General features: G+C 60.3%; 21 protein-coding genes and 3 pseudogenes. 15 read left to right on the forward strand and 9 right to left on the reverse strand.

What is annotated here, in order from left to right:
* Nucleotides 1–6: 6 nt before the first annotated feature.
* Nucleotides 7–717 carry a CTP synthase C-terminal region-related (seleno)protein gene (locus tag ACZ5M5_RS23580; RefSeq protein WP_464738065.1) on the forward strand — a complete coding sequence of 237 codons (711 nt, stop codon included), beginning with the start codon at nt 7–9 and terminating at the stop codon, nt 715–717.
* On the forward strand, nt 714–1,028 hold the full coding sequence (locus ACZ5M5_RS23585) for an antibiotic biosynthesis monooxygenase family protein (RefSeq protein ID WP_060740983.1): 315 nt from the start codon (nt 714–716) through the stop codon (nt 1,026–1,028). The genes ACZ5M5_RS23580 and ACZ5M5_RS23585 overlap by 4 nt, the downstream gene beginning before the upstream one ends.
* A gap of 136 nt (nt 1,029–1,164) precedes the next feature.
* Here the strand turns inward: ACZ5M5_RS23585 and ACZ5M5_RS23590 are convergent, their stop codons facing one another.
* Entirely contained in the window at nt 1,165–1,491 is a 327-nt protein-coding gene (locus tag ACZ5M5_RS23590; RefSeq protein ID WP_060740982.1) for a DUF2025 family protein, read from the reverse strand.
* A gap of 219 nt (nt 1,492–1,710) precedes the next feature.
* Nucleotides 1,711–3,300 (reverse strand): amidase family protein, encoded by a 1,590-nt coding sequence (locus tag ACZ5M5_RS23595; RefSeq protein WP_060740981.1) that lies wholly within the window; start codon nt 3,298–3,300, stop codon nt 1,711–1,713.
* 390 nt (nt 3,301–3,690) lie between these two features.
* On the opposite strand from ACZ5M5_RS23595, the gene ACZ5M5_RS23600 reads away from it, so the two are divergent.
* From ACZ5M5_RS23600 to ACZ5M5_RS23625, 6 genes and pseudogenes are all read left to right on the forward strand, one after another.
* Complete coding sequence (locus ACZ5M5_RS23600) at nt 3,691–4,818, forward strand: glycerophosphodiester phosphodiesterase (RefSeq protein WP_464738066.1); 1,128 nt, start codon at nt 3,691–3,693, stop codon at nt 4,816–4,818.
* 122 nt (nt 4,819–4,940) lie between these two features.
* The gene (locus tag ACZ5M5_RS23605; RefSeq protein WP_060740979.1) at nt 4,941–5,246 is read left to right on the forward strand and encodes a PepSY domain-containing protein; all 306 of its coding nucleotides are present in this window, start codon (nt 4,941–4,943) and stop codon (nt 5,244–5,246) included.
* A gap of 194 nt (nt 5,247–5,440) precedes the next feature.
* Nucleotides 5,441–6,463 carry a transporter gene (locus tag ACZ5M5_RS23610; RefSeq protein WP_464738067.1) on the forward strand — a complete coding sequence of 341 codons (1,023 nt, stop codon included), beginning with the start codon at nt 5,441–5,443 and terminating at the stop codon, nt 6,461–6,463.
* 142 nt (nt 6,464–6,605) lie between these two features.
* Entirely contained in the window at nt 6,606–6,749 is a 144-nt protein-coding gene (locus ACZ5M5_RS23615; protein ID WP_162893862.1) for a hypothetical protein, read from the forward strand.
* Between the two features lie 73 nt (nt 6,750–6,822).
* A pseudogene (locus ACZ5M5_RS23620) lies at nt 6,823–7,016 on the forward strand (hypothetical protein).
* A 102-nt stretch (nt 7,017–7,118) separates the two neighbouring features.
* Nucleotides 7,119–8,317 (forward strand): annotated as a pseudogene (locus tag ACZ5M5_RS23625) (MFS transporter).
* Here the strand turns inward: ACZ5M5_RS23625 and arfB are convergent.
* Both arfB and ACZ5M5_RS23635 read right to left on the reverse strand, forming a co-directional pair.
* On the reverse strand, nt 8,314–8,727 hold the full coding sequence (arfB, locus tag ACZ5M5_RS23630) for an alternative ribosome rescue aminoacyl-tRNA hydrolase ArfB (RefSeq protein ID WP_123415751.1): 414 nt from the start codon (nt 8,725–8,727) through the stop codon (nt 8,314–8,316). The pseudogene ACZ5M5_RS23625 and the gene arfB overlap by 4 nt on opposite strands.
* Nucleotides 8,728–8,891: 164 nt before the next feature.
* A pseudogene (locus ACZ5M5_RS23635) lies at nt 8,892–10,306 on the reverse strand (amino acid permease).
* A gap of 937 nt (nt 10,307–11,243) precedes the next feature.
* Here ACZ5M5_RS23635 and ACZ5M5_RS23640 point away from each other — a divergent pair.
* Nucleotides 11,244–11,381 (forward strand): hypothetical protein, encoded by a 138-nt coding sequence (locus ACZ5M5_RS23640; RefSeq protein WP_003178782.1) that lies wholly within the window; start codon nt 11,244–11,246, stop codon nt 11,379–11,381.
* A 93-nt stretch (nt 11,382–11,474) separates the two neighbouring features.
* Nucleotides 11,475–12,440 carry a M29 family metallopeptidase gene (locus ACZ5M5_RS23645; protein ID WP_060740974.1) on the forward strand — a complete coding sequence of 322 codons (966 nt, stop codon included), beginning with the start codon at nt 11,475–11,477 and terminating at the stop codon, nt 12,438–12,440.
* A gap of 204 nt (nt 12,441–12,644) precedes the next feature.
* Here ACZ5M5_RS23645 and rluB read toward each other — a convergent pair whose 3' ends face one another.
* The 5 genes from rluB to ACZ5M5_RS23670 form a co-directional block, all read right to left on the reverse strand.
* Nucleotides 12,645–13,880 (reverse strand): 23S rRNA pseudouridine(2605) synthase RluB, encoded by a 1,236-nt coding sequence (gene rluB / locus ACZ5M5_RS23650; RefSeq protein ID WP_060740973.1) that lies wholly within the window; start codon nt 13,878–13,880, stop codon nt 12,645–12,647.
* Nucleotides 13,881–14,178: 298 nt separating this feature from the next.
* Nucleotides 14,179–15,129 (reverse strand): SMC-Scp complex subunit ScpB, encoded by a 951-nt coding sequence (scpB, locus tag ACZ5M5_RS23655; protein ID WP_103310765.1) that lies wholly within the window; start codon nt 15,127–15,129, stop codon nt 14,179–14,181.
* Nucleotides 15,130–15,140: 11 nt separating this feature from the next.
* Entirely contained in the window at nt 15,141–15,839 is a 699-nt protein-coding gene (locus ACZ5M5_RS23660) for a segregation and condensation protein A (RefSeq protein ID WP_165826070.1), read from the reverse strand.
* A gap of 132 nt (nt 15,840–15,971) precedes the next feature.
* Entirely contained in the window at nt 15,972–16,601 is a 630-nt protein-coding gene (locus ACZ5M5_RS23665) for an L-threonylcarbamoyladenylate synthase (RefSeq protein WP_053124883.1), read from the reverse strand.
* A 13-nt stretch (nt 16,602–16,614) separates the two neighbouring features.
* On the reverse strand, nt 16,615–17,478 hold the full coding sequence (locus ACZ5M5_RS23670) for a PHP domain-containing protein (RefSeq protein WP_060740970.1): 864 nt from the start codon (nt 17,476–17,478) through the stop codon (nt 16,615–16,617).
* Nucleotides 17,479–17,565: 87 nt separating this feature from the next.
* Between ACZ5M5_RS23670 and ACZ5M5_RS23675 the strand changes: the two genes are divergently transcribed.
* From ACZ5M5_RS23675 to ACZ5M5_RS23695, 5 genes are all read left to right on the forward strand, one after another.
* On the forward strand, nt 17,566–18,162 hold the full coding sequence (locus ACZ5M5_RS23675) for a septation protein A (protein ID WP_060740969.1): 597 nt from the start codon (nt 17,566–17,568) through the stop codon (nt 18,160–18,162).
* 1 nt (nt 18,163) lies between these two features.
* A complete protein-coding gene (locus ACZ5M5_RS23680) occupies nt 18,164–18,463 on the forward strand; it encodes a YciI family protein (RefSeq protein ID WP_464738068.1) in 300 nt (99 codons plus the stop codon).
* A gap of 107 nt (nt 18,464–18,570) precedes the next feature.
* Nucleotides 18,571–18,981, forward strand: coding sequence for an SH3 domain-containing protein (locus ACZ5M5_RS23685; protein WP_060740967.1), 411 nt, complete (start codon nt 18,571–18,573; stop codon nt 18,979–18,981).
* Between the two features lie 7 nt (nt 18,982–18,988).
* Nucleotides 18,989–19,666 carry a response regulator transcription factor gene (locus ACZ5M5_RS23690; protein WP_003178772.1) on the forward strand — a complete coding sequence of 226 codons (678 nt, stop codon included), beginning with the start codon at nt 18,989–18,991 and terminating at the stop codon, nt 19,664–19,666.
* A 226-nt stretch (nt 19,667–19,892) separates the two neighbouring features.
* Nucleotides 19,893–20,330 carry a Spy/CpxP family protein refolding chaperone gene (locus ACZ5M5_RS23695; RefSeq protein ID WP_072408657.1) on the forward strand — a complete coding sequence of 146 codons (438 nt, stop codon included), beginning with the start codon at nt 19,893–19,895 and terminating at the stop codon, nt 20,328–20,330.
* The last annotated feature ends 18 nt before the right edge of the window (nt 20,331–20,348 follow it).

The raw sequence follows: 20,348 nt of genomic DNA on the forward strand, positions 1-20,348 counted from the left end.
GCTCCCATGGAAAAACAGCATGCGTTAAACATCGCCCTGGTCGGCGACCACGATCCACACATCACCGCTCACCGGGCGATCCCCCGCGCACTTGAGCTGGCAGGCACACAAACCGGCCATGCCCTTCGCCTGCAATGGCTGGCAACGCCGCTCATTACCGACAACGCTGTGCTGGAGGGTTTCGACGGTGTCTGGTGTGTGCCCGGCAGCCCCTACCAAAACGAAGCCGGCGCCTTGCAAGCCATTCGTTTTGCCCGCGAACAGCGTCGCCCTTTCCTGGGCACCTGCGGCGGTTTTCAGCATGCCGTGCTGGAATATGCCCGTCACGTGATGGGCTGGGTCGACGCCGTCCATGGTGAAACCTCTCCCGAGGCTGAACGGGCGCTGTTGACGCCGCTGAGCTGCGCCCTGGTGGAAACCATCGACAGCCTTCAACTCGAGGCGGGCTCGTTGATCGCCAAGGCCTATGGCCGACAGACCGCGTTCGAGGGCTACCATTGCCGCTTCGGGGTCAATCCGGACTTTGAAAAAGACTTGCTGAGCCAGCGCCTGCACGCCGTCGCCCGGGATTCGGCCGGCGACCTGCGAGCGGTGGAGCTGCAGGACCATCCGTTCTTTGTCGCCACGCTGTTCCAGCCTGAACGAGCCGCGCTGGAAGGCCGGGTGCCGCCGCTGGTCCGCGCGTTTGTCGAAGTCTGCGCAAGGAAAATGTCATGAGCGCCCACTGTTACGCCGTGATTTTCACCTCCCTGCGTACCGAAGGGGACCAAGGCTACGCCGAAGCCGCCGAGCGCATGCTGGCCCTGGCCCGGGAGCAGCGCGGATTTTTAGGTGTCGAATCGGCCCGTGGCGACGATGGCCTTGGGATTACTGTGTCGTATTGGAGCGATGAAGCCGCGATCCTGGCCTGGAAGCAGCATCCCGAACACCGCGCGATCCGTGAGCGCGGTCGCTCAACCTGGTACACCCATTGCCATACGAGGGTGTGCAAGGTCGAACGGGACTATGCCTTCCAACGCCCAAACTAATACCAGGACACCAATCCTTGTGGGAGCGAGCTTGCTCGCGATGGCGGTATGTCAGTCACGGTGATGTTGGCTGATCCACCGCTATCGCGAGCAAGCTCGCTCCCACAGGGTTTCTGTTCAGTTCAAGATCGAGGCCTCAGCCTTCCACCAACTGCCGCACCGCCACGATTTCCGGCAGATCGCTGCGGGCCATGTACACCCGCAAAGGTTCGGTGAGGTTGATGCGGTCGTCGATGTTCTGGTCCAGCAACAGCTGGATCCGCTCGCGCTTGAGGGCCATGGCGCCGTCTGCTGCGGGGGCCCAGACAAATTCGCTGGTGGGAATGATGCCGTCGTCGGCCACGTCCATGCCGAAGGCGTCTTCGCTGAACCGCACAATGTACTGGCCAGTCTTGCGGTTCAGGCCGACAAAACCCTTGAGCTGGTCGGCGGCCTGGCAGATGAATGTCGAAGTGGTGCGCATGGTAAACCTCATGGATGCGTCCCTCGGGACGTCTGATCAATGGTTTACACGCAGGGCAAGCGGATGCTGGAATTGAGGTTTCCCTCTGCGGGGAAACTGTGCGGCCAAGATTACCGTAGACCGGCCTGAAAAAGCACCGCAACAGAGGAATTCGTCCCGACCTGGATTAAATCAGCTCGATGAGCCGGGCAGTTCCCGGCTCATCGGATCAGTGCCTCGTCACGGTCTGAATGTTGGATGGACCAGTTTCAAGGAAGCTTGCTCATAGGCATAGGCAAATCCCAATACCCCGGCGTCTTGCCACATGGACCCGATAAACGATATGGAAGTTGGCTCACCCTCCGGCTCTACACCGGACGGTACGGTGATGATCGGGTAGCCTGCGATGGCAGCGCTCGGCTGGGAGATATAGTCATAATCGGCCACCATGACATCCAGCGTGTGATTCTGGAATTGAGTGTCGATGAGGCTTTTGAAACTTGCCCGTATCGGCAACCATAGAGCATCAACTTGTTCTTCACTTAACGTTTGCGCGTTGATTTGCTCAAGCATCCCCTGGCCATGGTTCCCTTCCACCGGATTTTGCTCGTTGAAATCTATCAACGTTTCAATAGACGTAATTGGCAACCCGCTACGAGTACTCAAGTAAGTCTGCAGTTCGAGCTTCATCGCCGCTGCCAATACTTGAACGTAGTTGCTCATGTCTGGAAGGCTCAGCGTCACCGGAACAAGGGTAGCGCCATTATCCCTGAGGGTTTTTACCGCCGCGCAATATTGAGGGCTGAGGTCGTGCACCATCCCGTTACCCAAATCACATTGCGACCGCTTCACGCTCTTCACGACGGGAAACAGCGGAAACGCGCCGAGATGTTTCTCGCCTTCATCCAGGACCACCCCAATGCGTTTGCCTTGCAACGCCTCGGTGGATAAAGCGCTGGTGTAATCGGAGCCTTGCGGTGCATTGCCGGTCAGCGGGTCGGCTGGATCGGAGCCTGCCAACTGGTACAGCAGCAAAGCGACATCATAGACGTTGCGCGCTATTGGCCCGGGGGTGTCCTGCCGCCGGGTGATTGGAACGACACCCGAGCGACTCAGCAATCCAAGGCTGGGTTTGAAGCCTACGACCCCATTGACGGCGGATGGGCAGATGATCGAGCCATTGGTCTCGGTGCCCACCGAAATGGGCGCAAAACCCGCAGCCACACTAGCCGCCGAGCCGGAGCTGGAGCCACAGGTACCTGCGCTTAAAACATGAGGATTGAGTCCTTGCCCACCTCGGCCGCTCCACCCTTGTGGCACCCTCAGGTCCCTCATTCCAGCCCATTCGCTCATGTTGGCTTTGCCCAGGATAATGGCGCCAGCGTCGCGTAGCCGCTGGATGACGAAGGCATCCTGCGCGGCCGGCATCCCCACCATCGCCAGTGAGCCGGCAGAAGTCTGCATCTGGTCCGCAGTGTCGATATTGTCCTTGATCAATACCGGTATACCGTGCAGCGGGCCTCGAACGTTACCGCTTGCACGCTCACTGTCGCGTAACGCTGCATCTGCCAGGGCCTGAGGATTCAGTTCGAGAACAGCCTTGAGGTGAGGTCCTTCCTTATCCAGCGTCTGGATCCGGTTATTCAAATAGTTCACCAGTTCCACCGAAGTCAGCTGGTTGGCAGTCAATCTCTGATTGAGTTCCGTGACACTCAAATACTCGTAGGCCTGCGTGGCATGTTCAGTTGTTTTTGCCTGGGCTTGGACAGTGATTGCAAGGCAAGATAAAAACCCGAGCTTGGCTATCCACAACGTTCTTTTATTACTCATGTCGATCCTTTGGCATGGAGAATACAAGCGAACTGTTTCGCTCTGCCGCGCATAGTAAGAGTCGAAAAAAACAGAAGCACTGCCAGAACCGTTAGGCGATATTGCTCGATTTTTTTAGCCAAGCCCGACAACACAGGGAACTACGCCGTACACACTGTTTCAGCGAGCGAATCGATGGAGGGATAGGAATTTTCTTGTAAATATTCAGAATGATCGACGCCGGACTCCACCCCTTTTAATACACGAAAATCGCTGAGCCAAGCGGTCTGCATAGCAGTCTCAGGCGAGGGGAAAATTGCATTGCGCAGGTTTAGGTCGGTTTGGCGATAGCGCCGAACGCGTTCAATTGTTAAAAGAGAAGCCTTTGAAAATCACGAAAGGATCTCGAGCATGCCTGTCACCTTCACCCGCAGCGCCTTGGTGCTGAGCCTGTTGCTCGGCTTTGGTCAGATACAAGCCGCAGAAACCCCGAGCCCCAAGGCCCTGGCAACCCTTCAAGGCATTCCGCATCCGGCGGTCATTGCCCACCGCGGTGCCTCGTTCGACGCGCCGGAATCCACCGCCGCTGCCTACAAGCTGGCTCGCGACCTGGGCGCCGACTATCTGGAACTGGACCTGCAACGCAGCAAGGACGGAGTGTTGTTCGTCCTGCATGACGACAGTCTGCTGCGCACCACGGATGTCGCCACCAAGTTTCCCGAACGCAAGGACAGCACCGCCAACGAGTTCACCATGGCGGAACTCAAAACCCTCGATGCCGGCAGTTGGTTCAACACCGCCTACCCGGACCGCGCCCGCCCTTCGTTCGCCGGCCTGAAGATCCTCACCCTCGATGAAGTGATCGACATTGCCCAGGGCAACCCACAGCACAAACCGGGGCTGTATATCGAAACCAAAGAGCCGAAGTTGTTTCCCGGCATCGAACGTGACCTCAAGGACAAATTGCAGGACCGTGGCTGGTTGAGCCCCTCCGGCTCCAAGCTCGCAAAAAGCGCCACCGGGGTCGGCCAAGGCAAGGGCAAGGTGGTCTTGCAAACCTTCGAGAAGAGCAGCCTGGAACTGTTGCACAAAGAGATGCCGAAGGTGCCGAAGATCCTCTTGCTGTGGGTCGGCGAGGGCAACATCGAACCCAAGTCCAAGGTGCCGTTTGCCGAATCCGGTGAAACGGACAAGGCGGTCTACTATGCCAAGCAGGAACCCAAGGACAGGGCGGAATTCGAGAAATGGGTCCAGTACGCCAAGGCCCAGGGTGCAGTGGGCACCGGTCCGTCCGCTGCCTTGACCCATGGCGGCAGCCAGAGTTACTCGGATCTGGTGCAGCCGTGGATGAACCAGTACACCCATGCCCTGGGTTTGCTGGTGCATGTCTACACCGTGGATGAGCCGGTGGACTTCAAGAAAGTGATGGACGCTGGCGTCGATGGCATTTTCACCAACCGTGCCAGTGAGTTGCTCAAGTACTTCAAGCGTCCCGAAACAGGCAGTGTGACGCAACTGTTGGAGAAGAACGGCTACTGAGTCGAAAGACGTTTCCAGAAAACGTGCTTCAAGTTTTTTCGAATTAAGGGTGAATTAAGTTGCCACAGATAATCTGAACCCACTTAAACGACTCACCCTTTAACGACACCAAGGAAAGACATATGAAAACTTTGACTGCCCTGTTCACCGCTGCCGCCCTGACCCTCACCGCTGGCCTGGCCCAGGCTGACGTTCGAATCGACCAGGTTCCGCAACTGGTCAAGGAAGGCAAGATCAAATCCCTGGAATCGATGAACGCAGAAGCCCTGAAGTTGCACCCAGGTGCCACCATCACCGACACCGACCTGGATAACCACTTCAACGGTTATGAGTATGAAGTGGAACTGAAAACCGCCGATGGCAAAGAGTTTGACGTTGACTTCGACGCTACAACCGGCAAAGTCCTGAGCAACAAGCAAGACACTTGATCCATCGACAAAAAAGAGCCGCGCAACTTTCGAGTTGCGCGGCTTTTTGTTTGGCGCATGTGAAAATCCGCTATCAAGTCCACAGGTCCAGCACCGCGACACACCTGTCACAAAACCTTCAAGAAAGCTTGCAATGATGCCGCTCAAGTGAACCTGTTGTCGCCGCGACAGGCACTCCCCGCCAGCGAGCCCTCATGAACCACAGCATCGACCAAAGCCATCGCGACCCGGACCTGTTCGGCCTGCTCTACGGCTTTCGTTTCCGCCCCGGCGAGCGTGGCAGGGAGATCGATTCGGCCCAGGCCCTGCAAAGCCTGCAACAACCGCAAGACCCGGATGAGTTTCTCTGGCTGCACCTGAACCTGGCTCATGCAGCGTGCGAACGCTGGATGAAAAGCCACCTGGCCCTGCCCGAGGAGTTTTTCGAAGCCCTGCACGAAGGCTCACGCTCGACCCGGATCGAACATGTCGACTCGGCATTGCTGGCCGTGGTCAACGATGTGGTGTTCAACCTCAGCAACCTGGTGTCCTCGGATGTCTCCACGTTGTGGGTTTGCGTGCACAGTCGGTTGATCATCAGCGCGCGCCTGCAACCTTTGCATTCGGTCGACAAGCTGCGCTCATCGGTCAAGGCCGGCGAGAGCTTTCGCTCACCGCTGGAACTGCTCGTGCATCTGCTGCGCGACCAAGGCGAAGTGCTGACTCAGATCGTGCGCAAGACCAGCCTCAGCGTCGACCAGATCGAAGATCAGTTGCTCTCTTCACGACTGTCCACCAACCGCTCCGAGTTGGGCGCCCAACGCCGCGTGCTGGTGCGCCTGCAACGCCTGCTGGCCCTGGAGCCGGGCTCGTTGCTGCGCTTGCTCAACCGCCCACCGCAATGGTTGCAGAAGGAAGACGTCAAGGAGCTGCGCAAGTCCACCGAGGAGTTTGCCCTGATCATCAACGACCTCACCGCCCTGGGCGAGCGGATCAAGCTGCTGCAGGAAGAGATCGCTGCCAACCTCAACGAACAAAGCAACCGTACGCTGTTCACCCTGACAGTGGTCACGGTCCTGGCGCTGCCCATCAACATCATTGCCGGTTTCTTCGGCATGAACGTCGGCGGCGTACCGCTGGCGAGTGACCCCGAGGGCTTCTGGATCCTCGTGGCGCTGGTGGCAACCTTTACCGTGATTGCAGGCCGATGGGCGTTTCGCAAGCGACGCGACTATTGAGCATGACCTGTCCAGACAACTCCTTTTGTCGGCATGCCTGGATTTAAAAGTCTTTTTGTCATTTCTCCTGGGGTATCCTGCCCACGCTTTGTAAAAGCGCGGATCTACCAGATCTATCCACAGACTTTGCGAGGAGCGCGATATGCACGAGATCCCTAATCTCCCCTTCCCAAGCCTGCACGACACTGAGCAGACGACCACGCTACAAGCCGGGGGGCAACCTGATGCCCAGCAACCCGAGCCCAAGGAAGCCACTGAACGCCGCCAGGCCGACAGCGAAGACTGATTGACCCGCACCACCAGACCGTGTGGAAAGCGCTAAGATGCGCTTTCCACACTGCCTGAACCCGAGTGCCCCCATGACCGATGACACCCCTCCCTTCAGCGAAAGCCAGGCCAGCGTCCTGTCGGCACCGCCGAGAAAATGGTCGAGATCTGGACCCGCCTTCCCGCCGAGAAACAAGCGGCCCTGCTGGCCCGTTTCGGCAGCGAAGAAAACGCCATCGCCGCGCTGGTCACCACGCGCCTGGTCAGTGGACAGCACGACAGCTGAACCACCATTGGGCAAATAGTTTTACTTTTCCCCGCCCGGACGCCGCGCTCGCCGTTATCATAAGCAGCCTATCTATCCCGCTGCTCCGTGGACCTCTTTCCCATGTCAGATTCCCAGCGCCCCCTGGCGGTCACGCTGCAAGTCGTTTCCATCGTCCTGTTCACCTTCATTGGCTACCTGAATATCGGCATTCCCCTGGCCGTGCTGCCCGGTTTCGTCCATGGCGAACTGGGTTTCGGCGCGGTGATCGCCGGGCTGGTGATCAGCGTGCAGTACCTGGCCACCCTGCTCAGTCGCCCTTACGCAGGGCGAATCATCGACAACCTGGGGAGCAAGCGCGCGGTGATGTTCGGCCTCGCCGGCTGTGGGCTGAGCGGTGTGTTCATGCTCGTGTCGGCCTGGACGCCACACCTGCCGACACTCAGCCTGATCAGCCTGTTGATCGGTCGCCTGGTGCTGGGCAGTGCCGAAAGCCTGGTGGGTTCGGGTTCGATTGGCTGGGGCATTGGCCGGGTCGGTGCAGCGAATACCGCCAAGGTGATTTCCTGGAACGGCATCGCCAGTTACGGCGCGCTGGCGATCGGTGCGCCGTTGGGGTATGGCTGGTCAATGCGTTAGGGCTGTGGAGCATGGGCGTCAGCATCATCTTGCTGGGTTTGCTGGGGCTGGCATTGGCCTGGCGCAAAACCGCGGCGCCCATCGTCGCTGGCGAACGCCTGCCGTTCATGCATGTGTTGGGACGTGTGCTACCACACGGCTGCGGCCTGGCCCTGGGCTCCATCGGGTTTGGCACGATCGCGACCTTCATCACCCTCTACTACGCCACGCAGCACTGGGATAACGCCGTGCTGTGCCTGAGCCTGTTCGGCGCCAGCTTCATCGGCGCGCGCCTGTTGTTCGGCAACCTGATCAACCGTCTGGGCGGCTTTCGCGTAGCGATTGCCTGCCTGTCGGTGGAAACCCTCGGTTTGTTGCTGTTGTGGCTCGCACCGGATGCCCACTGGGCCCTGGCGGGCGCGGCGTTGAGCGGTTTCGGCTTTTCCCTGGTGTTTCCGGCGCTGGGCGTGGAAGCGGTCAACCTGGTGCCCGCCTCCAGTCGTGGGGCGGCGGTGGGCGCCTATTCGCTGTTCATTGATTTGTCGTTGGGGATCACCGGGCCACTGGCCGGTGCGATTGCCGCAGGCTTCGGCTTTGCCTCGATCTTTCTGTTCGCCGCCCTGGCGGCCCTGGGTGGGTTGGCACTGAGTGTCTACCTGTACCGGCAGGCGCCCCGGTACCGTGAAGCGCGGGAGAAGGACTAGAAATCCACCTTGCCGCGCCCGGCCTTGATCGAGCCGCGCTTGGTCTTGGATTCCAGGCGACGCTTTTTCGAACCCAGGGTCGGCTTGGTCGGGCGGCGCTTCTTTTCGACCTTGGTGGCGCTGAGGATCAGTTCGGCCAAACGCTCCAGCGCGTCGGCCCGGTTCTGTTCCTGGGTACGGTATTGCTGGGCCTTGATGATCAGCACACCGTCGCTGGTAATGCGACTGTCGCGCAGGGCCAGCAACCGCTCCTTGTAGAACTCGGGCAGCGACGAGGCCGGAATGTCGAAGCGCAAATGCACGGCGCTGGAGACCTTGTTGACGTTCTGCCCCCCGGCCCCCTGGGCGCGGATGGCCGTCAGCTCGATCTCAGCGTCCGGGATGTGCACGGTGTTGGAAATCGCCAGCATGGGAAAGGGTCCGCTATCAAGCCCCACAGAATACCCCGAATCCCCCAGGGCGACGCCTAACTCCTGTGGGAGCGAGCTTGCTCGCGATTGCAGTGTGTCAGTCACCCTTGATATTGCTGACCCACCGCCATCGCGAGCAAGCTCGCTCCCACAGGGTTTCGTGCTTACTTGGCAGCCGCCACAGCCAATTCCTGGCGGGCACTGCGCTTGTTCTTGATCACGTAGCACACCCACATGAACACCACCCACACCGGAATCGCGTAGACCGAGATCTGGATGCCGGGAATCAGCAACATCACGCCCAGGATGAACACCACGAACGCCAGGCAGATGTAGTTGCCGTACGGATACCACAGCGCTTTGAACAGTGGCGTCTGCTGGGTCTGGTTCATGTGCTGGCGGAACTTGAAGTGCGAGTAGCTGATCATCGCCCAGTTGATCACCAGGGTCGCGACCACCAGCGACATCAACAACTCCAACGCATGCTGCGGGACCAGGTAGTTCAACAGCACCGCCACCAGCGTGACCGCCGCCGACGCGAGGATCGAACGTACCGGCACGCCGCGCTTGTCGATCCTGGACAAGGCCTTGGGCGCATCGCCCTGCTCGGCCATGCCCAGCAACATGCGGCTGTTGCAGTAGGTGCCGCTGTTGTACACCGACAGCGCGGCGGTCAGCACCACGAAGTTGAGGATATGCGCAGCGGTGTTGCTGCCCAGCATCGAGAACACCTGCACGAACGGGCTGCCGCTGTAGGCATCGCCGGAAGCGTTAAGGGTGGCCAGCAGGCTGTCCCAAGGGGTCAGGGACAACAGCACCACGAGCGCGCCGATGTAGAAAATCAGAATCCGGTAGATCACCTGGTTGATGGCCTTGGGGATCACGGTTTTCGGCTTGTCGGCCTCAGCGGCGGTGAAACCGAGCATTTCCAGGCCACCGAAGGAGAACATGATGATCGCCATGGCCATCACCAGGCCGCTCACGCCGTTGGGGAAGAACCCACCATGGGACCACAGGTTGGTCACCGACGCCTGCGGACCACCATGACCGCTGACCAGCAAATAGCTGCCCAAGGCAATCATGCCGACAATCGCCACGACCTTGATGATCGCGAACCAGAACTCGGCCTCGCCGAAGACTTTGACATTGGCCAGGTTGATCGCATTGATCAGGATGAAAAACGCCGCCGCCGACACCCAGGTCGGAATGTCCGGGGCCCAGTAATGGATGTACTTGCCGACCGCGGTCAGCTCGGACATGCCCACCAGGATGTAGAGAATCCAGCAGTTCCAACCCGACAGGAACCCGGCGAAACCGCCCCAGTACTTGTGGGCGAAGTGGCTGAAGGACCCGGCGACGGGCTCTTCGACGATCATTTCGCCCAACTGGCGCATGATCATGAAGGCGATGAAGCCGCAGATGGCGTAGCCGAGGATCATCGACGGGCCGGCTGATTTCAGCACCCCGCCGAGCCGAGGAACAGGCCGGTGCCGATCGCGCCACCGAGGGCGATCAGTTGAATGTGGCGATTTTTCAGGCCGCGTTTCAGCTCGCCCGAATGCGAGTTTTGTCCACTCATGAAAAGGGTCTCACGCAAGGTTTGATGATGTTCGTTAGACGTTGCCGCTCGAATCGGATCTCAAGCAGCGCCGATCAAACCCCAGCGCAGGCACCAGGAATTCAGCGTTTTTACAACGGTCATGCGTCACCTGTTTGTTTTTATCTGTGACGAAATCGAACCCGACACGCTTGTGGCGTGGCGGAGTGAACAAGGTGGATAACCTTGAAAGTGCGTGGGTACGCGAAGGGTCACAGTAAAACGCGGCGCATTGTACACCGCTGACCCCCTGCTGCCAGACACCACCGGATCAGCGTGTCGTTTGCCGGGATTGCATGGGTCCGCCTCGAACATGCCGGGCGGCTGCAAAAAAGTGTCCAGGCCCTTGCGAGCCCCTGAAGGGTGTAGCGCTAAAAACGCCACGACGGGAGAAATGCACTGGAGCTGCGGCGTTCATTGCGCCTCCTTTTTGTTATTCACCTGCACGACAGGCATGGGGCGCATCTCACCCTGCCCATCGATTCGAAACAAGCGGGCCAGAGCCTTGGAAAACCCTGCAGGGTGGGGCTTACGGAAGTTTTTTCTTACGCTTTGGGGAAACGACGTTTCGGCCCCTCTCGGCCGGTCTTTTTCGTCAGCATTTCTTTACAACCCGTCACGCAAACTTTCCAAGTAGGAAATTTCCGTAGGCTGACTGCAAATTGACGGTAGGTAGCTACCTATTAAAAAAAACACCCAGGCGGCTGTTTTTGAATGAGTAATGTTGTCGTTAAAAATGGAACAAAAAGTTCAAACGAAAAAAATAAATTATTTTTTTGCAATCCAAAAAACCCTCGACTAGGTTTTCAGCGACTTGCCAAGGCATCGTGCCGACAAGTTCTGCGGTGCCGTCACCGGCCTGTTTCCACTCGCCGAATCGGTCCGCTGATTTCCGTAAAAGTCATCTAGGAGATTCACTATGCAAGCACTGGACAAAGACTTGGAAACCGAACTGCAACTGGACGAATGGTTTGAAGCCCCAACCCATGAAGCCGCCGTTGAAATGATGCAAGCCGACGCCGTCGTTCCGTTCGGCACGGCGATGTGGCCTCTGTAGGCACCGCCCGGCGGAGGCGATCCGGCCGGTCGACTCCGCCACTTTTTGCCGGTTGTCAGGGAAGTTAAATGAACTTGTCAGGGAAGAATAAGCATGGACACACAACGAGCCATCTCACATTTCCTTTACTATCTCGAACACCATCCCGCCCTGGCCGGCATTCAGCCCGCCAAGGTGTTGCTCGGTCATACTGCTGACTACGAAGCGCTGACCGGCGCCATCGCCGAACAGGCGGGCAGCGGCTCACCCTTCCGGTTCAGTGCCATGCGCCTGGACCTCGAGCCCACGGAGCGCCTGTCCAAGGCCATTGCCGACAGCGATCTGTATATTTTCTTCTACGACTCTTCCACCCTGCCCAACCCACGTCCCGACGGCCCGGACTTTGTCCGTGCGCTGCAAGGCGTGATGGCCGACAACTGGAAGAAATCGCTGCTGTTCAAGGACTACGGCGATTATTTCTACGACACCTTCAGCGTGATTCCCCAGCGCATCGCCGGGCTCAACAGTCACCTGATCCGACGCATGTCCCAGGCGACGACCCTGAGTTTCCAGGATGACCGCGGTTCATATTTCGACACCGCCCTGGGCGGCGTTAAGAAATGGACCGACATCAACGGGGTCGGCAACTACGACCTGGCCCCCGGCGAAATCGCCACCCACAGCGACACCATCAATGGCCGGGTGAATTTTGTCGGCACATTCCTGAGCACCATCCCGTTCGCACGCAAATACGGCGTGTTGCAATCGCCGCTGGAGCTGTGGATCGAAGACTCCACCATCCAGAAAATCGCCACCGATGTACCTGGCCTGGAGCACGACTTCAACAAATACCTGGACGCCAACCCGTCCAATCGCCGCATCGAGGAATTGGGGATCGGCACCAACGAAGGGGTCAAGAGCCTGTACGCCCGCAATGCCGGTTTCGAGGAGCGCCACTGCGGCTTGCACCTGGGACTGGGTGGCGGGGCCAAGGGCAGCCATCATCTGGATCTGATTTTCGAGAGCGGCGTATTGGCGCTGGATAACGAGCCGATGTTCGATGGGCGATTTGTGCTTTAGGTGGGATTTCTGCACGGCTGATGCCGCCATCGCGAGCAAGCTCGCTCCCACAGGGTCTTCAGCGAATGGAAGATTTGCATTCAACGCCGTCCCACTGTGGGAGCGAGCTTGCTCGCGATAGCGGACTCACCGGCACCGCATCAATAAAAGCCAGGCAAAAAAAAGCCAACTCGAAAGTTGGCTTTTTTCATGGGCGGCTGCCGATCACTCCGGCTTACGACGCCCGAACCCCGGACGCTGTCCCGAACCTGCCGGTGCACCGCGGCGCTTGCCCGATGGCGCGTCGCGGTCGGCCAGGACGATACCCGGGCGCTTTTTCGGCGCCGGCTTGGCCGGACGCTTGGTGTCGGCCGGGCGATCGGCGACGGGCGTACCGCGACCTGCCGGAGCACCGCGACCTTCACCGCGCTCAGTCCGACCATTGGCCGGACGCGGCGTACGTGGGCCACGCTCACCGTCCTGACGAGGCGCAGGCTTGCGGGCCGGGCGCTCGCCTTCGATCTGCGGCTCGCGGGAAGGACGCGGACCGGTCGCCACACCTTCAGCAGCCGGACGCAGCGTACGCACGCGCTCGGTCTTGCCCATCGGGCGCGAGGATTTACGCTGCATCCGCTCCAGCTTGTCCTTGCTCTTGGCGGTCATCTGCGGCATCGCCACCGGCTTGAGACCCACTTCGGCGGCCAGGATGTCGACTTCGTACTGGCTCATTTCGCGCCAGCGGCCCATCGGCAGGTCGGAGTTGAGGAACACCGGGCCGAAACGCACGCGCTTGAGGCGGCTGACCACCAGCCCCTGGGATTCCCACAAACGCCGCACTTCACGGTTACGGCCTTCCATCACCACGCAGTGATACCAGTGGTTGAAACCTTCACCGCCGGGCGCCTGCTTGATGTCGGTGAAACGCGCCGGGCCGTCTTCCAGCACAACACCGGCCTTGAGGCGCTCGATCATCTCGTCGTCGACTTCGCCACGCACACGCACGGCGTATTCGCGGTCCATCTCGTAGGACGGGTGCATCAAACGGTTGGCCAGCTCACCGTCGGTGGTGAACATCAGCAAACCGGTGGTGTTGATGTCCAGCCGCCCGATGTTGATCCAGCGGCCTTCTTTCGGACGCGGCATCTTGTCGAACACGGTCGGACGGCCTTCCGGGTCGTCACGGGTGCAGATCTCGCCGTCGGGTTTGTTGTACATGATCACGCGGCGCACCGTTTCGGCGGCCTCTTCGCGCTTGATCACCTTGCCATCGATGGTGATGGCGTCGTGCATGTCGACACGCAGGCCCAAGGTGGCATCTTTGCCATTGACCTTGATCCGGCCCTGGGTGATCCAGGCTTCCACGTCACGGCGCGAACCGACGCCGATACGGGCGAGGACTTTTTGCAGCTTCTCGCCTGCTGGGCCGATTTCCTGGCTGTCGTTCTGGTCTTGGTCTTTCATTCTGGGCACCTCCCGGTGTGGTCGGGTCAGGCTTGGCCTGACGCTTTGAAAACGGGTCTTGGACGAAGGGATCGCCAAAGGGTCGCGAATCATACGCCTGTTGAGGCAATTGCGCATCTGAGACTAGCTGATCAACCCAGGCTCGGCGCTTTTTCCGCCGACCGGTGGCTGAAGCCCCCTGTGGGAGCCGAGCTTGCTCGCGATAGCGGTGGGTCAGCCTGCATTGATGCTGAATGTTCCTCTGTCATCGCGAGCAAGCTCGGCTCCCACAGGGGACGGTGTTTCCAAACCAGTTGTATCAATCGTCAAGCTGGCGCCGTTCGTTCTCGATCGCTTCGGCCAGGGCACGGGCTTCGGCTTCTTCGTCGCTCAGTTCCGGCTCGGGCTCGTGAGGCTGGAGGGCGGCGACAGCGGCCAGCAGTTTTTCCCGGGCTTCGGCAACGCCGAGGATGTCTTCTTCGGGTTCAGACTCGGCTTGAAGTTCAACGTCGTCGGGCTCCGGCTGATCATTCGTCTCGCCTTCAGGTCCTGGCCCCTCACGCAGCAGGTCGTCGAAATCAGTCTTCAAGCCCTCCTCCATGGTGTCCAGCTCCAGCAACAACGAATGGAAACTGGTCTCTTCCTTCGGTTCCTCAGGCTCGGCGCTGGCATCCGCCAGTTCCTGCAAGCCCTGGGGCACCGGCACGTCGTCGAACTCCAGTACCGGTTCGGGTTCCAGCTCCCGCAGTTCGGCCAGGGGCGGCAGGTCATCCAGGTTCTTCAGGTTGAAGTGATCGAGAAAGGCCTTGGTAGTGGCGAACATCGCGGGTTTGCCCGGTACATCGCGATAGCCGACGACGCGGATCCACTCGCGCTCCAGCAACGTCTTGACGATATGGCTGTTGACCGCCACGCCCCGTACATCCTCGATCTCGCCCCGGGTGATCGGTTGGCGATAGGCGATCAACGCCATGGTTTCGAGCATGGCGCGGGAGTAACGCTGCGGCCGCTCCTCCCACAGGCGTCCGACCCAGGGCGCGAACTTCTCGCGGATCTGCAGGCGATAACCGGACGCCACTTCCTTGAGTTCGAAAGCTCGTCCTTCGCAGGACTTGCCCAACAGCGTCAGGGCTTTCTTGAACACGGCCGGTTCGGGTCGCTCGCCTTCTTCGAAGAGTTCGAACAGGCGCTCCATCGATTGCGGCTTTCCCGAAGCCAACAGGAAAGCTTCAAGCAAGGGGGCCAGCTCGCGGGGTTCAGTCAGATTCATTGATTTGCTCGTTATTCGGCTCGTGCCCGCACGTGGATCGCTGCGAACGGCTCATTCTGCACCAGCTCGACCAAGGATTCCTTGACCAATTCCAGGACCGCCATAAACGTCACCACCACCCCCAACCGCCCTTCCTCGGCGGTGAACAGCTCGACGAACGGCACGAAGCCGCCGCCCTTGAGCCGCTCCAGCACATCGCTCATGCGCTCGCGGGTGGACAGCGCTTCGCGGCTGACCTGATGACTTTCAAACATATCGCCTCGGCGCAGGACCTCGGCCATGGACATCAGCAGCTCTTCCAGGCTTACATCCGGCAGCAACTTGCGCGCCCGCGCTTCGGGCGCATCGAGCTTGGGCACCACCACATCGCGCCCCACCCGGTTCAAGCCATCGAGGCCTTCGGCGGCGACCTTGAAGCGTTCATATTCCTGCAAACGCCGGATCAACTCGGCCCGCGGGTCGTCCTCTTCCGCTTCGACCTCCGCCGAGCGCGGCAGCAGCATCCGCGACTTGATCTCGGCCAGCATGGCCGCCATCACCAGGTACTCCGCCGCCAGTTCCAGGCGTACCGACTGCATCAACTCGACGTAGCCCATGTACTGGCGGGTGATTTCCGCCACGGGGATGTCGAGGATATTGATGTTCTGTTTACGGATCAGGTACAGCAGCAGGTCAAGCGGGCCCTCGAAGGCTTCGAGGAACACTTCCAGCGCATCCGGCGGAATGTACAGGTCCAGGGGCATTTCCATGACCGCCTGGCCATAGACCATGGCGAACGGCAACTCCTGCTGCGCGCCGGCTTGGCTGTCGGCATTGTCCACGACGGTTTCCACGGCGGACATTCAGGCCTCGACCATGAACGGCGTCGGATCGCCGCACCCGACGCGCACCACCTGGGGCTCGCCATCGGCCAGGTTGATCACCGTGGACGCCGACATGCCGCCGAAACCGCCATCGATGATCAGGTCCACCTGATGCTCGAGTATCTGGCGCATCTCATAGGGATCGGTCAACGGCTCGGTCTCGCCGGGCATGATCAGCGTCACGCTCATCAGCGGCTCACCCAGTTCCGCCAGCAGCGCCAGGGCGATGGGATGGCTCGGCACCCGCAGGCCGATGGTGCGCTTTTTCGGGTGCAGCAACAGCCGCGGGACTTCCCGGGTGGCATTGAGAATGAACGTGTACGGCCCCGGCAAATGCGCCTTGAGCAAGCGGAAGGTGCCGGTGTCGATCTTGGCGAACAGGCCCAACTGCGACAGGTCGCTGCAGATGAGCGCGAAATTGTGCTTGTCGTCCAGTTGACGCAGGCGTCTGACGCGCTCCACGGCATTCTTGTCGCCGATCTGGCAACCGATGGCGTAGGACGAGTCGGTGGGATAGACCACCACGCCACCACCACGAATGATTTCCACGGCCTGTTTGATCAGGCGCGCTTGCGGGTTTTCCGGATGAATCTGGAAAAATTGACTCACGTGTTCTACCTGTTCAGACGGCGGCGGTAACGGGATCATGTTTGAATCTACACCAGAGTGGTGGCAGATCTTCCGGCAACGGGCGGTATTCGCCGATCTCGGACCAGCCCCCAGGGCCATGGAAATCACTGCCGGCGGTGACCAGCAGGCCGAACTCACGGGCCAGGATCGCCAAGCTGCCCACTTGCTCGGCAGGCTGATGGCCGTTGACCACCTCAATGGCATGGCCCCCCGCTTGAATATAGTCGGCGACCAGGCGACGGCGCTTGCTGCGAGTGAAATCATAATGCCATGGATGTGCCAGGCTGACCCAGGCGCCAGCGGCCCGCAGGGTCTGGACGGTTTCTTCCAGGGTCGGCCAGTGCTGCTTGACGTCCCCCAGCTTGCCGGCCCCCAACCATTTGCGGAACGCTTCGGCGCGATCCTTGACGAACCCTTCGCGCACCATCCAGTCGGCAAAGTGTGGCCGGGCCGGTGCGTTGCCGCTGTCGCCCAGTTCCTGCTGGATCTGCCGGGCGCCGTCCAGCGCACCGGGCATGCCCTTGAGGGCCAGCTTGCGGCTGATCTCTTCGGACCGCAGCCAGCGCCCGTCGCGCAGTTGTGCGATGGCCTGGACCAGCGCCGGCGCATTCACATCGAAACCATAGCCCAGCACATGGATGGTCGCCCCGCCCCAGGTACACGACAACTCGACCCCGTTGACCAGCTGCATGCCCAGCGCCGTGGCGGCGCTGCGGGCCTCGTCGAGGCCTTCGAGGGTGTCGTGATCGGTCAGGGCCAGGACTCGCACGCCGTGCTCGAACGCCCGCGCCACCAGAACCGCAGGCGCCAGGGCGCCATCGGAGGCCGTGCTATGGCAGTGCAAATCAACATTCACGAGAGTTTGTTACCTCAAATCAGCTGGCCCTATCGCGGCCAAGGATGTTTGTTATTATGCCGCCACATCCTGCTTCTGGCTGCCACTGTGAAACAATTCATCGACTTCATCCCGCTCCTGCTGTTTTTCATCGTCTACAAACTTGATCCCCGGACCGTCGATTTCGCCGGCCACTCCTTGACTGTAGGCGGTATCTACAGCGCCACCGCCGTGCTGATCATCAGCTCCCTGGTGGTCTACGGCGCGCTGTTCGTGTCCCAGCGCAAGCTGGAGAAAAGCCAGTGGCTGACCCTCATCGCCTGCCTTGTATTCGGCAGCCTGACCCTGGCGTTCCACAGCGAAACCTTCCTCAAATGGAAGGCCCCGGTGGTCAACTGGCTGTTTGCCCTCGCGTTCATCGGCAGCCACTTCATCGGTGACCGATTGCTGATCAAGCGCATCATGGGCCATGCCATCAGCCTGCCGGAACTGATCTGGACCCGGTTGAACATCGCCTGGATCGCGTTTTTCCTGTTCTGCGGTGCCGCCAACCTGTTCGTTGCGTTCACGTTCCAGGAGTACTGGGTCGACTTCAAGGTCTTCGGCAGCCTGGGCATGACGCTGCTGTTCCTGATTGGCCAGGGCATCTACCTGTCCCGTCACCTGCACGATGCCGACCCCACCACGCCAAAAACCGAGGACTGACATGCTCTACGCAATCATTGCCACCGACGTCGCCGACTCCCTGGAAAAACGCCTGGCCGTGCGCCCGGTACACCTGGAGCGCCTGCAACAGCTCAAGTCCGAAGGTCGTATCGTGCTGGCCGGCCCGCACCCGGCGGTGGACAGCAATGACCCGGGCGCCGCCGGCTTCAGCGGCAGCCTGATCGTGGCCGAGTTCGACTCCCTGGTCGCCGCCCAGGCCTGGGCCGAGGCCGATCCGTTCGTGGCGGCCGGCGTCTACGCCAATGTCGTGGTCAAGCCGTTCAAGCAAGTCCTGCCGTAAATCCCCCCTGGCGCGATGGGCCTTCGCGGCTCATTGCCGCCGTTGCTCATCTTTATCGTTCGTCGGCCGACAACCTGTCTAATCTCGATTGGAATTCAGGAGTTGCAATGCGCAAAGGTCCGTTGTGCCTGTTGTTGGTCTCGTTGGCGATCGGAGCGCCCGCCCATGGCGAGGAAAGCACCGAGGGCAGTCATTCGGCGCCCTTGTCCCTGAGCGCCGGCGGCCAGATCGCCGAATTGCAGCAACGCTTGAAAGACAGCGAGCGCCAGCGTGAAGAACTGAGCAAACAACTTCAAAATGCCGACAGCGAGCGCGAAAGCGCTGTGCTGGCCCGGCTGCGCCAGGAGAACCAGCGCCTGAAGCTGCAACTCAAGGAAGCCCAGGCCAGCCCGTTGCCACGGCTGTTGACCGATCAACAGCAATGGTTCGTCATTGGTGCCGGGGTAGCGCTATTGGCCTTGCTCTGCGGTATCTTTGCCAGCGGTGGACGTAGACAACGTCGGCAATGGCTAAATTGAGTGAGTCATGAGCGAGCTGTTACTGATAGATGATGACCAGGAGCTGTGTGAGCTCCTCGTGAGTTGGCTGAGTCAGGAAGGGTTTCAGGTCCGCGCCTGTCACGATGGCCAGAGTGCCCGCAAGGCCTTGGCCGAAACCGCCCCGGCTGCCGTGGTCCTGGACGTGATGCTGCCCGACGGCAGTGGCCTGGAACTGCTCAAGCAATTGCGCAACGATCACCCGGAACTGCCGGTGCTGATGCTGTCGGCCCGGGGTGAGCCGCTGGACCGTATCCTTGGCCTGGAACTGGGTGCCGACGACTACCTGGCCAAGCCCTGCGACCCACGGGAACTGACCGCCCGCTTGCGCGCCGTGCTGCGTCGCAGCCATCCGGCGGCCGTGTCCAGCCAGATCGAACTGGGTGACCTGACCTTCAGCCCGGTGCGTGGCGTCGTCAGCATCGACGAACAGGAACAGACCCTCACCGTTTCCGAAAGCCGCCTGCTCGAAGCGCTGCTCAAGCAACCGGGCGAGCCGCTGGACAAGCAGGAACTGGCGCAAATCGCCCTGGGCCGCAAGCTGACCCTGTACGACCGCAGCCTCGACATGCACGTGAGCAACCTGCGCAAGAAAATCGGCCCCCACCCCGACGGTCGCCCGCGCATCGTGGCCCTGCGTAGCCGGGGTTATTACTACAGCCTCTAGAGGTTACGGCTCTAGAGACTGTGAGTGCTGCTACAGCCCCTGGAGGCTTTTGTGGCGAGGGTCTCCTTCCCATTGCATGCCCCACGGGGTTGTGTGCAGGCTGTTTGTCAGCATCGAACCAAACCGTCTTTACCCAAGCTTTACGCCCCCCTGACCGCCGCTGACCTTGATCTCCGTAATCTGCACACATCCGGAACTGACCGGGAATGAGACAAGGAGACACACCATGCGCAAGACCCTTATCGCTCTGATGTTCGCTGCCGCCCTGCCGACTGTCGCCATGGCCATGCCCGAAGGCCCCGGCCCGATGGGTCCGATGGACGGCCCGCGTCACGGCGGCCAGATGCACGACAAAGGCCCCTACAGCCAACTGGACCTGAGCCGCGAACAACGCCAGCAGATTCGCCGGATCATGGGCGAACAGCGCCACGAACAACGGGAACTGGTCGACAAGTACCTGGCCAAGCTGTCGCCAGCCGACCAGAAAGCCATGCAGGACGAAATGCAGGCCCGGCATGAGAAAGTCGATGCCCAGATCCGTGGCTTGTTGAAGCCTGAGCAGCAGAAGGAATTCGACGCGATCCAGAAGAAACAGGCCGAACGTCGCGCCGAGTGGGCTGAGTTCAAAGCCTGGAAAGCGCAACAACCGCAAAAAGCGCAATAATGCGCTGAAGCTTGCCCA

This window comes from Pseudomonas sp. Van50 (assembly GCF_055390755.1).

Coding starts and splice junctions, on each gene's coding strand:
- ACZ5M5_RS23580 (WP_464738065.1), top strand. CDS start 7: ATGGAAAAACAGCATGCGTTAAACATCGCCCTGGTCGGCGACCACGAT.
- ACZ5M5_RS23685 (WP_060740967.1), top strand. CDS start 18,571: ATGCGCAAAGGTCCGTTGTGCCTGTTGTTGGTCTCGTTGGCGATCGGA.
- ACZ5M5_RS23595 (WP_060740981.1), bottom strand. CDS start 3,300: ATGAGTAATAAAAGAACGTTGTGGATAGCCAAGCTCGGGTTTTTATCT.
- ACZ5M5_RS23600 (WP_464738066.1), top strand. CDS start 3,691: ATGCCTGTCACCTTCACCCGCAGCGCCTTGGTGCTGAGCCTGTTGCTC.
- ACZ5M5_RS23615 (WP_162893862.1), top strand. CDS start 6,606: ATGCACGAGATCCCTAATCTCCCCTTCCCAAGCCTGCACGACACTGAG.
- ACZ5M5_RS23645 (WP_060740974.1), top strand. CDS start 11,475: ATGGACACACAACGAGCCATCTCACATTTCCTTTACTATCTCGAACAC.
- ACZ5M5_RS23605 (WP_060740979.1), top strand. CDS start 4,941: ATGAAAACTTTGACTGCCCTGTTCACCGCTGCCGCCCTGACCCTCACC.
- ACZ5M5_RS23640 (WP_003178782.1), top strand. CDS start 11,244: ATGCAAGCACTGGACAAAGACTTGGAAACCGAACTGCAACTGGACGAA.
- ACZ5M5_RS23690 (WP_003178772.1), top strand. CDS start 18,989: ATGAGCGAGCTGTTACTGATAGATGATGACCAGGAGCTGTGTGAGCTC.
- ACZ5M5_RS23590 (WP_060740982.1), bottom strand. CDS start 1,491: ATGCGCACCACTTCGACATTCATCTGCCAGGCCGCCGACCAGCTCAAG.
- rluB (WP_060740973.1), bottom strand. CDS start 13,880: ATGAAAGACCAAGACCAGAACGACAGCCAGGAAATCGGCCCAGCAGGC.
- ACZ5M5_RS23610 (WP_464738067.1), top strand. CDS start 5,441: ATGAACCACAGCATCGACCAAAGCCATCGCGACCCGGACCTGTTCGGC.
- scpB (WP_103310765.1), bottom strand. CDS start 15,129: ATGAATCTGACTGAACCCCGCGAGCTGGCCCCCTTGCTTGAAGCTTTC.
- ACZ5M5_RS23585 (WP_060740983.1), top strand. CDS start 714: ATGAGCGCCCACTGTTACGCCGTGATTTTCACCTCCCTGCGTACCGAA.
- arfB (WP_123415751.1), bottom strand. CDS start 8,727: ATGCTGGCGATTTCCAACACCGTGCACATCCCGGACGCTGAGATCGAG.
- ACZ5M5_RS23695 (WP_072408657.1), top strand. CDS start 19,893: ATGCGCAAGACCCTTATCGCTCTGATGTTCGCTGCCGCCCTGCCGACT.
- ACZ5M5_RS23680 (WP_464738068.1), top strand. CDS start 18,164: ATGCTCTACGCAATCATTGCCACCGACGTCGCCGACTCCCTGGAAAAA.